Annotated in this window: 7 protein-coding genes and 2 pseudogenes; all 9 read right to left on the reverse strand. The window is 36.3% G+C overall.

The window, feature by feature from the left end; genetic code table 11:
- Positions 1 to 325: 325 nt before the first annotated feature.
- The gene (locus tag AB5062_RS21920) at positions 326 to 1,513 is read right to left on the reverse strand and encodes a clostripain-related cysteine peptidase (protein WP_008771494.1); all 1,188 of its coding nucleotides are present in this window, start codon (positions 1,511 to 1,513) and stop codon (positions 326 to 328) included.
- 399 nt (positions 1,514 to 1,912) lie between these two features.
- Entirely contained in the window at positions 1,913 to 2,929 is a 1,017-nt protein-coding gene (locus AB5062_RS21925) for a hypothetical protein (RefSeq protein ID WP_004313753.1), read from the reverse strand.
- A gap of 35 nt (positions 2,930 to 2,964) precedes the next feature.
- Complete coding sequence (locus AB5062_RS21930; protein WP_004318683.1) at positions 2,965 to 5,304, reverse strand: TonB-dependent receptor; 2,340 nt, start codon at positions 5,302 to 5,304, stop codon at positions 2,965 to 2,967.
- Positions 5,305 to 5,377: 73 nt separating this feature from the next.
- Positions 5,378 to 5,743 carry a hypothetical protein gene (locus AB5062_RS21935; protein WP_008017067.1) on the reverse strand — a complete coding sequence of 122 codons (366 nt, stop codon included), beginning with the start codon at positions 5,741 to 5,743 and terminating at the stop codon, positions 5,378 to 5,380.
- 286 nt (positions 5,744 to 6,029) lie between these two features.
- Positions 6,030 to 6,329 (reverse strand): annotated as a pseudogene (locus AB5062_RS21940) (hypothetical protein); the annotation flags it as partial.
- A gap of 204 nt (positions 6,330 to 6,533) precedes the next feature.
- On the reverse strand, positions 6,534 to 7,937 hold the full coding sequence (locus tag AB5062_RS21945; RefSeq protein WP_004318688.1) for a hypothetical protein: 1,404 nt from the start codon (positions 7,935 to 7,937) through the stop codon (positions 6,534 to 6,536).
- Positions 7,937 to 8,374, reverse strand: coding sequence for a copper resistance protein NlpE (locus tag AB5062_RS21950; protein WP_004318689.1), 438 nt, complete (start codon positions 8,372 to 8,374; stop codon positions 7,937 to 7,939). The genes AB5062_RS21945 and AB5062_RS21950 overlap by 1 nt, the downstream gene beginning before the upstream one ends.
- Before the next feature lie 151 nt (positions 8,375 to 8,525).
- On the reverse strand, positions 8,526 to 9,110 hold the full coding sequence (locus AB5062_RS21955) for a pilus assembly protein N-terminal domain-containing protein (RefSeq protein WP_004318691.1): 585 nt from the start codon (positions 9,108 to 9,110) through the stop codon (positions 8,526 to 8,528).
- 2,790 nt (positions 9,111 to 11,900) lie between these two features.
- Positions 11,901 to 12,533, reverse strand: a pseudogene (locus tag AB5062_RS21960) (hypothetical protein); the annotation flags it as partial.

Raw genomic sequence — 12,533 nt, forward strand, 5'->3', positions numbered from 1 at the left:
GCCTCACTAAGGCGAGGGGTCTGTTCCCTGTTATAACAACCTGTAAAATAGAGAATAGCTGATAGTCCAATTATAATTTTATATTTCATATTGCGAATATTAGGAGTAACAAACACATTTCGATGCGGAAAGCTTTTATTAGAAGAAATATAATTATTATTACATTCTTTGTATCTCAACAGAAACCATAAATACTTTTTTTGCATGATTCCCTGCATGATAGTTCTCAATTCCTATATATACCATTTCCAAAAACAGACAATAACCAAAAAGTTATAAAATATGCAGGCTTGGGAGTTTAGTATTCTTCATCTTATTATCAACTTTAATTATGCGCTGCTTTATACCATAATGTATTTTCTTTCAGCACAGTCATAGGATTGTCACTCGGATCGGATGTTGTTATACCGGAAAATGTATTGATAGGAATAATACCTTTGGCCATAGTGTAGAAATTTTTTGTATGGGTTTTATATGGAACAAGATGATTTAGCTGCTCTCTAAATTGGTTTAATAATATAGGATCGTTACAGAGTGAGGTTATATAATCTGCAAAATCATAAAATATTACAGGAGTATAACCATCTAAACGTTGGATTGTTCCCCTCAGGGATTTGTCAAAAGAATATTTACTATTGATACTTTTTATGATGGCTGCCATATTCTCCAGTTCTGAACAGTCCGTTACTGCTAATGTCCCACAAGGCATTATTTCATAGGTTGAATAAAAATTGTAAAATTCTTCACATCCCGATTGATAATCGGGATTCCCCAGTAAATATTCCCCAATAGCGGCATAAGGCATTCCGTATGCCATCATCTCACTGGTAGAACCAATCAAATATTTTGTAACATCCTTTAATTCATAGGCAACCTCTATAGATGACATATAACAGTCATCAAATAGAATATATTCCATTTTCATGCCTGCATTAGCAATACCGGAGGCTAGAGATTTTATATCTGTTTGGTATTCGGCGGTCAGTCCTCCAAAATAACGTGTCAATGGAACACCCTGATATTCCCAATGCATTTTCATGTGAGGTGCGGAACGCACTTTCATCTCATAAACAGGAAGCCATCCCATACCGTGACATCCTATAATCATGGTATAAACAGAAGCCGGAGCAAATGCCTTTACATCATTTAAAATTGCTGTTATCCCATCGATTGTCGTAAAAGGCGGAGACTTATATTTTTTAAGTATTTCACGTTTACATCTCCCGTGAGAAGACACAATTTCAAACATCATGGCCTCCGTACTACCGGTAGAAATAAAAACAATTACTTTCTCATTGTTCAGCCCTATTTTCGTTATACATTTTTCCAGGTCAGATATGTTATTATAAAAATAGTTCGTCAAATTTGAGGACCATGGCAAATACATGAATAATGTTTTCCGGTTGGCTTCTATCTTTTGATTTTCCTCCTTCTCGCATGAAGAAAAAAGTAAAATTCCTCCCAATAAAAAGATAATGCTAACCTTTACGTAGATTTTTTTCGTTGTTTTCATCCTGCAAATTGTCCAATAACTCATTATTACTTTTTTATTATAGCCTTCCATTGTAAAATCTCTATTTTATCTTAAATGTGAATTGTAAATAACCATTTCCTGATATTCATAGAATCAAATCCTCTTATAATCTTACAATATTATGACTCATTATCTCACAATATATTGAATATTCTAATAAACAGCATGAATTTAATCGTTTATAACACGAGATGATTTTCTTTTCAATGCCCTATGGCAGTTCTCATTGGAGACACTGCCGAATGGCACTTGTTTCCGTTTCATTCTTGCAAAAAAAGATGAAACGGTTTAACAGGAACAACTGCCTGTTGAAACAATACCGGCACCAATGTCACAACAGGCAGTTTTATGGTTACTTATGGCAGTCCAAACCGATTTTCAAAGCCAAATCGCTCCGGCTTCCACATCCCCTGACTTATAAGTGTAAATTATAAACTCTTCAAGCGCTTCTTTCCATGTAAGATTGAAGGTTCCCATAATTGAATGTATGGCACGATTACTTTTTTCATCAAGCCCGTCTTCTTCCACCCCTTCGGGGTTCGTGTCTTCGTCTACCCCCACAGTCTCTTCACGGCTCCAGAACACCACTACCGGAATGTTTAGGTTGATATCCCATGTACCACGCTGGATCAATATTCCGGAAGGTTTATAGAACGGATCAAAAGTACCTGTTTCCGGATTGCCCTTGGATTTGTAGCCGTGATAAAGACGAATTTTCAGGTCGAATTCCTTACGGTCTTTCAAAAAACGGATAACTCCTTTCAAACCTATCGGGTTACTGTCTCCTGTTATTTCAGCTTCCTTGCTATGTTTGGTCTTGTCCCAGGGGGTAGTGTCCACATAAAGATAATCCACCAATTTCTGCGGTTCATTGTCATCGGCTTCCGGCTGACCGTCAAATGTGGGTTTTACATTTTCAGGCGTGAAGAAATGTTGATGAATATTATCCTGCCCGTTTTCTATAAACTGGCTGTTCATCAAATCTCCTTTGGCGTTATAGTAATAGATGAACATCAAATAAACGGGAGCCGGGGTGTATTTCCCATAAGTATAGTAGTCTCCATTTTTCTGCACGTAGAACTTGCTTTGACTGCCTTCGGCAAGCCTCCAACCCTTGCCGGCTTTCAGCTCATAAGTTATTTCCTGAATACGTTTCATGTGCTTGGCCGGAGATTCCGGATTCTGGTGAGGTCCACCGACTTTCTGTATTTCATTCCAGTCTGCATGCAGGTGACATTCCACAAGACGGATAGTCATTTTGGAAGGATCTTCATGCAATTTATTATCTGTCTCATTTTCAGGAATTACAGGATCTTTACTGCATGAATTGAACAACAACGAAAGAGCTGTTCCTATCAGGAACATCAATGCGATTTTACATACATTTGTTTTCATTTTTTATTTATTTGGTTAATAATAATTGTTATAAATCAAAAACTCCAGTTCACTACACAACGTACATCAGATCCCATGTCATGTGCATAGTAGCGTGAACGGTTAGTGTATTCTTTATATTCTTTGTTCAAGATATTGTCTGCCGCTATCATGAATTGTAGTTTGTATCCGTATTTTACAGGACACTCAAAGCTAGCAGCGAACCCCAAGAGGTGGTATGCCGGAGGGGTATAGGGAATAAGATCCGTATTCGAGTCAAACCGGGTCTGTTTTGCCACGAATCGATGTCTGATACTCAAACGTAATTTGGAATGCGATTTGGTTTCGTGAAGCCATGAGAGGTCATGGCTGAAACGGGAAGAGGGGATATAAGGAAGGTAATTTCCTGTCGTCTGTTCATTTGCCCGTATAAAAGAAGCAATCAGGTGATAATCCCATGAATTTATGGGCATGAAGTGAAAGTCAAAATCCATTCCGCGAAAGAAAGCCGGGGTCTGTTTGTATTGGAATACAGGGTATACCCCCGAAATAACAGTGATGGTTTCTTTCTTCGGTTCATCATAGATATAGCCGCTTATCCATTGCAGGTAACCGTCCATTCGGGCACTGAATACCTTATTGCTGTAACTGATGGAAGATATCCATTTATAGCTCCTTTCGGAGTGCATGGTAGAATCTCCTTTGACAAACATTCCGGATCCGAGTTCATTTCCGTTGCTATATAATTCATACACGTGAGGAGCTCTCCAGGCCAGCCCGAAATTAGTGGTGAGCTTCCATTGGTCAGAGAAATGATGATGACCTCCCAGACTGTATGATACGTTATTGAACTTTCTTGTTCCTCCATAGAGACTTCCTGTCCAGTCATAACCACTGGCACGGGTTTCCTGTCCGTCAAAACGAATACCTGCTTCAATTCCTCCTTTACTGTAATTATACTTCCCGATACCATATATTCCCATCTGTGTCTCCGTATAGTTGGGAATAACGGGAACAATACCTGTTCCTGCCTGACTGTGATTATCAATGAACATAATTTGTCCCCCAACCTCTGTTTGCCATGAATTATAATTCAATTTCCAGCAGAGAGAGTTTTGTAATGAGTTTAAGTGCAGGGAAACAGCTGGAATGTCGGAACCCAGACGCCGGATGCGGTTTTCCTGTCGGTCGTCCTTCTGCCAGGAACTTTGCCAGTAAAGATTTCCTGCGTTCCGCATACTGAACTTCATTTTACCAATGGCTGTCTGATGGGTAACTTTTTGATATGGGTATGCGATACTTCGCGTGAAAGGATCTGTGTACAGGGGACGTCCCAATCGGATACGTTCTGCCAGCAGATCTTCACTTCCCATCTGGGCACTGAACATTACTCCCGTCCGGTTGTAAAAGTGACTGTAGAATCCTTCTATTCTTAAACGTCCACGGTCATAGCCGAGTAAAGCGGAGGTATGATGTTCTCTGGCTCCAGTGTTATTTAGAAGATAGTTTGCGGTGGAACGGTCTCCGGAATTTGAATATGTCCCCTGTACTCGCCAGGCAAGGTCACGGAGAAAAGGGAAAGTGCCTTCCAACTGTCCGGTCAGCACATAACGGTGACCATTACTTCCATAAAGTATGGAAGTCTTTCCTTTCAAGGCCTTCTTCCGGAAGGGTAAGGGAGCCTGTTCCATGACAATAATTCCTCCCAAAGCTTCTGAACCATATCGTACCGCGTCAGAACCTTTTATCACCCGAATGGAAGCGTTTCCGTTCATATCCACTTCAGGAGCATGATCAACTCCCCATTGTTGGCCTGTCTGGCGGGAACCATTGTTTATGATTAATATCCGGTTGCCATACATTCCTTGGATGACAGGTTTGGCAACTGTCGTCCCCGTACTGATGGAACTTACGCCACTGACCTGTTCAAGCAGAGAGGTGAGAGAAGTTCCCAATGCGCGATTGATTGCGAAGGAAGTAAGGTTGTTGCTTACCGTATTCCGAGTCACTCCGGAGCACTCACCGGTAATAATGACTTCTTCCAGAATTTTTATCTCCGGATAAAGATATACTGTTTGAATATTCACCTTTTTGAATGCCTCACTCAAATATATATATTGAGATTTGTAGCCCAAACTCTGTACAAGAACTGTATCCTTGGAATTTGTCTTCCAAGGGATAATGATTCTTCCTCCGGTTGAACTGGCAAGGGGTTGATTCTCCAATAAGATGTAAGCTCCTTCAATCGGACGTCCGGTTTCCTTATCTACAACCAACAGTGTCCTATGTGTATCTGATTGCTGTCGGTATTTCTGTGCATACATCCTTGTAGGAGATATTGCACACAGCCAGACAATGAATAGACACACATATTGGAAATATGCATGAAATGTCATACTTTACGAAAATTGTAATGAAGTTATAAATTGTTTAAGATAACCAAAGGGCACAGCATCCCTCTTTCACATGTCATCTTATAATGCATGCAACCCATGAGAGGGATTGTAATAGTTGGACAGGAGGAGCGCGGAGAGACAATAGGGGAAAAGTAACAGTAATGTCCTTCTCCTTTTGGATAAGATATTCAACGGGGTTCTCTGTCTGAACGCAATTGTACTCAAAGCTCTCGGCTTCGGTAAATGAAGATAAAGTGAACAGGCAGATAGCACATTTATCGGCAGAATCATGATGGGAAGATTGTTGCTCATCATGAGATATACATAAATCTTCTTTGTGAACATGAAAGGCTTTCACAAAGAAGAAAGGCATCATAGTCAGCAACAATAAGCATGCCACTATGGCTCTGTATTTCCGCTTTTTTCTTGCATTATCCATTAGGTTGTAAAGATAGCAGATTGCATAATTGTACGCAATACCTATAAATGATGATTTTACGATCAAGTACGATTAAATATATTGTCCCGATTATTTTGATATGGGAATCAAATAAATCGACACATCGTTACCGGCTGTATGATAACAGGCTATAATAAATCTTCCTATTTTTATTCCTGTTCATATTGGAGGGCCTGTGTAAGATGCCCCCTAAAACCAAAATGATTCTTCTCCCAGAAAATATTCAGTAATGATCTCTTGATAAGTTTTGACCGATGAGCATTATTATTTTAAAATCAAGTACTTCGATTCTCATATAATTGTTTTTAAATTCGTTTAAAATTGAACGGTGTCCAATTGTTACGATAATACTTCAGTTCACGTTGATATTTCGAGGACGCAAAGTACGGCTCATTCCCAAAGCATAAGAGAAAGGATTGATGTCGAAATCGCGTTCAAATGTTCCGGTTACCATATTCTTTCTTTGCGGAAGTGTACCTGGAAAGTTTTGGTTACGCCAATTTCCTTGTACAGATATGCCAGCTTTTATCTTGTCTTCATTCCAATAGAAAGATTTTTTTATATTTATTGGTCGAGAGAGGCTACTACTACCCTCCTGAAGTTAGTAAACGGAATCATTTTTTACTTCCTCTTTTTTTCTTATTGTTGTGCATTAATAAATAAAGCTCTTGCAAGAAAAAAAAGGAATATTTTTGTCTTAGATATCATTGTGAATTTCAATTTAAATATAAACACAATATTGGACCGGATCAATTTGTCACAAATCATTTTATAACGAAGAAGGTATGTGTATGGACATATTAAAAAGAATAGCGTCACTCGTCAATACCAAATCATTAGCACCAATCATTTGAAAAACAATATACAAAAAACGCTTTCCGCCAATCTCCTTTAATTGGGCGGAGTTAAGTTCAAATCTTACATTATCCAAATATATATCCTTTACAGAAGAAAAGAGACCATTCAAGACGTTCTTGCTCCATTTATTCTTTTCCCATTGCAATGAATCATGATCCTTAATTACAAATTCCACATACTGTATCCATCTATCTATAGAATTGGAAAACTTATTTTTCACATCACCATAATTACTATTCTTAAGTTTATTTTTCACAAACTCATGCAAATCCGGTGTTGAGTAGGCTATCAACTCATTCTTCAATTCACTTAAGGGTTTAAAACCGGTGAATATTTTATCAAATTCTGCAAGCAACAAGCCACCATTACCCTTTGCATACATGCTTAAATGTAGTGTAAGCATGTTGCCTGTGTCGCTTTTTTCTTTCAGAGTTGTACTGATTTCCACAGCATACGCACTTTCATCATATGAAAAAATGTGACCATTAAATAGAGATGGATTTTCATATATCCCTCTCATATACTTCTGTTTTATAAAATCTGTATTTACAGTAACCTTTCCTTCATAATATTTATTCTTGTCAAACAGAAGTGATATTCTTTTTTTAGACCTACTATTATTGTACCTAAGATAGAAAGAAAGCTGATTTTGCTCATATTTTATATCTTCAAGAACCGTCTTCTCAAGATCTTCCAGAGTAAAAAGATATTTTTCTCCCCCTACATTTATAGAATAAAAGTCCACTAACCGGCCTAAATTCTCAATTGTAAACATGTTCACTTTATGTAATCTGTAAAAGCTATCAAAATCAAGCTTTGCATAATAATCAGCATTTGCTTTCCACTCAGCTTGTGCACCATTAACCATTTGATAATCGTCAGGTTTGCTCACAAAGCCGGTAAAAGTGAATTCATTCTTAAAAGGTGAACCATTTACCGTGCCTGTAACATATAGCACAAATGAGCCTTTTTGATAATCTTTCCTTTTCACTACAGCCTCAGTTATTTTTATCATTTTCCCGTTTATCTGCAGCGTCTCTTTCTGTGCTTCAACAAGTCCTAACGCAACATTTATATCTCTAGACATATCAAATCTAAAATAAGCTGCAACATCCTCTTTAGCCACAGCGGGAACTGATCCGGATTGTTCACTATGAGATTCTTCCTGTTGCCTGGGATGTCGATTCCGGGATTCAATCGGATCATTCTCACCACAAGCAACTAATAACATTATACAGACAAGAAATAATAGGCACCTTTTTATGTTAAAATTTCCTACCTTAAACAAATCACATGTCCTATCACACATAAACATTACTGTCTTTTCAATATATATTGTGCTGCGAGCCGCCCGCTATTGTTGAAGATTTCCGTACTGTCAGACAAGACCACTGCGTCGTCGAGAACTTTATAATATGTTTTGGCACCCGATGAAGGAGTAACCAGTTCAATGATGTTTTCGCCTATCATATTATATACACCGCTCTCTTCAAAAATACCATTCTCCTCACCCAGATACTCACTCCGCAAATCATAAGTTGCATCACTATTAATTTTCAATGTCGTTTTGATGCCACCACAGTCGGCACAAGGTAATATGCCTTCATAGGTGCCATAACAATCTTTGTTTTTGCTATCCACTACTCCGGCAGCACTATTTTCTTGTTGTTTATATTTCTTCCCAGATCCAACACAGCCTGATGTTACTATTATCATGGCTGCTACCAATAAATGCAATTTAATCAATTTCATAATTTAAAATATTTAACATATAATTTGAGGTTAATTATAACTCGCAAGATCATTATATACAAAGACTTATTGTAAATGCATAGCAGTATATAACGAAATTATCTTCGTCTCACTCGCTATGCATTACAATAAAATTAGAAAAAAAAGAAAACTATTTAACCGTCACATTGATAGTTCCCGTTTTCTTATCCTTATCTGTAACTGTAATAGTAGTTTTTCCTGCCTTAACTCCTCTTATGTTGACTTTATTTTCCTTGACTGATACCGTAGCAATATTGACATCTTTCGCAACGGCAGAATATGGCTGTGCACCACCTTTTACTGTTACTATACCATCTTTTCCAACACTCACAGTAATAGATTGTTTATCAAAATCCAGTCCTTTTGGAGTTTTTGGGGTCTCTTTTACAGTTCTTACAGTTACAGCAACTTTTCCTGTAACTCCCTTCCGGTCCGTAATAGTTATCATTGCTGAACCATCTTTTACACCGGTAATTACAATCGCATTTTTATCTGATTTCGCAACTGCGATTTTTGCATCACTTGATTTCGTCGTATATGGTGCAGTACCATTACTAACAGACACAGTAACCGTTTTACCAACTGCAACTTCTACTTTATTAGGACTGATTTTTAAATTGGGCTTATCATCATCCTTATCACATGATACCAATACAAAAGAAGTTAAGCAACAAATCACTAATGCCATCGATTTTAAAAAAGGTTTAGTTTTCATTTTTGATAAATTTAAATTAATAGATAAAATGCTAATGAGTACTCATAAATAAAAAAGTCAGATTTTTCTTACTTTTTCTTTGCCAGCAAAAATAATAAAGCGAAATTGTATTTGAATTATAAAATGATTTTAAAAATCTAACACCTCAATTCATATACATCTAACAATCAACACCTTAGTGTTATGAAACATTATTTTATCTCACATTGAACTAACATCTGTTCGAAAAGCATAAAAAAACAATATTATTCCAATATCAAACTTAAAAAAATATGTTTCACATTGCTAATTCTGATTATATGGTCAATCTTCATAATAGAGTGATACACTATTATAACACCGACTGTTACAGTATCCCTAACAGTGTTTGAAAAAGACCCTTTTTATGATATTTCACAAATACCATATATTCCCTATAATATTATTCTTAATTAGTGAATGAGCCATTCAAAGTAAAAATTGAATGTATTTTTAGCATATTCTATAAAAATCAAGAAAGGATGGCCAATTCAAAAAGTATTTTATCCAACAAACGGAACATTCTTTTTACAAGTTGAAGGTGGTATCACTCAACTATAATTGTGGATGATCAAAAACGTGTGTTCAAACCATACACAATAAATCTTCTATAGCACAAGATTTCTTGAACAGCAAGAGATAGGTACTCGCAAGTCCACGACAAAACGTTTTCCGAGGGGATACTGACGAACTTAAGGATATTGAAATGAGGTACCATACAAAAGTCGGTTGTTGTCACCAATATTATCTTAAAATAACTCATCTACAAAAGCTATGTGTTGTGACATCGTATTGTTAAAAAAACATTGTCATAAACGTCTGACGTCTCTTGATAGATTTACTTTTAGAGGGTATCATATAGCTATCTTCCATATCGTTTCGAGTCGCTTTCTGTACTCATTTGATATCATTCAGGCCATACTCTTGAACATTCACTCATGCAATAGGGGCACTTAAGTTCTAATAAATAGATTATCTCGCTAGCAGTCTCATCTCTCACCACACAGCTAGATTTATTATAAAGTTAAATTCAATGCTCGTGCAAACGGCTGTTTGTTCTGATTTAATGTACTCTTTGTTTGAAGGCACAAAGATATAATGAGTATCTAATATTCAAATAAACTTTGTTTTAAGACTTTTTATGACACAAACAAATACGAATGATTTGAAAAATAAATTGATTCTCTTTCATAAGATGTTCTTTCCTATAAGTTAATAAAAAAAACACTTTATATAATTTTTTTTCTCTTCATTTTTTCGAAAAGCCCCAGTCTTCCATTTTTTATAGAATATCATTTACATATTCCTATTTTTTCCATCCATGCATTATATACCTCATTTTTAGGTGAAGTTCACCCACTCTCTCCTCTTATTTTAGTCAGATTATGCTGCCGTTCTTTTTTTTTCTTCGTGACCTTTTCAATCATACATACCGCATTGAACGTATGTACTCCAAAGAAAATCCAAAATATTTCCACTTCCCTGTTTCTGGCTTTTTATTCTGGTCTGTAAATAATATTATTTCTACATTTTAAAACTTCCTTTCAATCTGGTAGCACTTTCATGGCTGAGTTCTGACCATCAAATCTTACGAAATGGAGCAATTTAGATAGCTCAGACCTTGTACTTAAAGAAGTATTTTGTAAAACTTTTTAAATTGATATTATTAGTGTAGCTTGAATCCGCAGCAAGTACCTTAATCCTAACTTTGATCAGTTGTTGTAAATGAATACAGTCTTTCAAATGTATTACTTCGTTAAAAGCCGTAAAGGAGATATGTTCTATAAAGGAGATTTCATCTATCTGTATACTGTTGACTTTGCCTCCGAATTAAACGGATTTGTTTTTTCTTGCCTTAATAATAGTCTGGAGGGACTAAATATTAAGGAAATTTGCTAATTACTGACGAATCACATTAACGATTTAGGATTGGTTAGTGAATGAAGAGGGGCAATCTGAACACCACTAAATAACTGGTAACGAATATTACTAGTTAAATATTTAATCAGTTATGAATATGAAAAGTTGATATAGGACTTCAAGACTACCAAGGCCATTTTATTTTCAGGAGAAAAAAATAACTTTTACCCCCCCCAAAAAAAAAGGAGAGGATGTCAAGCATCTGTTGGGTTATTCCCAAGAAAGTGAACAGAGTATGGAAGCTGCTGATTTATTCGTTACAACTTTGACGATAATTTTTAAGCATATCGAGCGGTGTAAAATCTACCTAAACAAAACACGATTTCTTTTATATCTTTATCGTGTATTTTTATTTTAGATTTTCATCGGTTGGATTTAACCGATTGAAGAATAAACTTTTAGCAGAGTATTTGAGAAATAGAGGTAACGAATTAGCAACCGTGCAAATTTCAGCGATTTGCGGTGCTATGTTGTCAAATAACTCTTTGTAAATACAAATAAAATATTTAGTACAATTTTGAAGACATCATTAATAACCTTATTTATATCCATACACCTTTGGTTTGTTTCCCTATATTTATTGATAATCTTTTATTCACATATTTGGTAAATATTTCAATCTACGTAGATTTTATAACTAATAGAGTATAAACAATACAAGCTATTCCAACAAATAAAGCTACGGCAGAGCATTTGGTAAATATTGTATCTTTATTTTTAATACCATACATAAGCCCAATAATAGCACATAAAGGAATACCGACAGGAATAATCGTCAGAAACCAAATGAGTATTTTATGATACCCATTGCTGTTAATACTTTGTTTTTCAAATTACTCATAGCTACCATTCTCATTGCTTGTTACTCTTCGCATCTCTTTCTTTATTCATCAACCGCCAAATAGCTTTCTGATATTTCAACTTGGCGAACATCTCGTCATCTTGGTTATCTATCTTTAAGGTCATTACCCGAATACTTGGGGCAGTGGGATATCGGCTTCTCACTATATCATCCACTAGAAACCCGCATAGTCCGGTAGCCGGTTCTGTAAACAAGAAACCTTGAAACATGAGATTAATATAGTCTGCATTTTCGCAAAGATACGCCTTGTACCTCTTATATGTATCCAACTTCATATAATCTTCTGCACGGCTGCTGAAATTTGGCTTGGCAATTTCTTCGCATAAGGCAGATTCTAATTTGCTGTAGGTGGCAGTATCTAAATCTCCCCACCAATAATGATCTTCGGGATTGACCGACATATCCACCCATTCAGAAGCCTCCCAGTAGTCTATCGCAAACACAATTGAATCGGCTTTCTCTTTGGATGAGTAATAGATGGAATCTTTCTCCCAACCTTTGAATATACTTTCAATAGAATCTATTTTCTCTTTCCTAATTTTATTACAATAGTTCGTTAAAAATTCGCCACGCCTAAGCGGCTCTGGCAGTAAATAAAATGAGTTCTTTGAAAAGTTTGTCAA

Origin of the sequence: Phocaeicola sp. RTP21359st1_B8_RTP21360_211022, from assembly GCF_040911965.1 — a bacterium.
In the GTDB taxonomy this organism is placed as follows: Bacteria; Bacteroidota; Bacteroidia; order Bacteroidales; family Bacteroidaceae; genus Phocaeicola; species Phocaeicola vulgatus.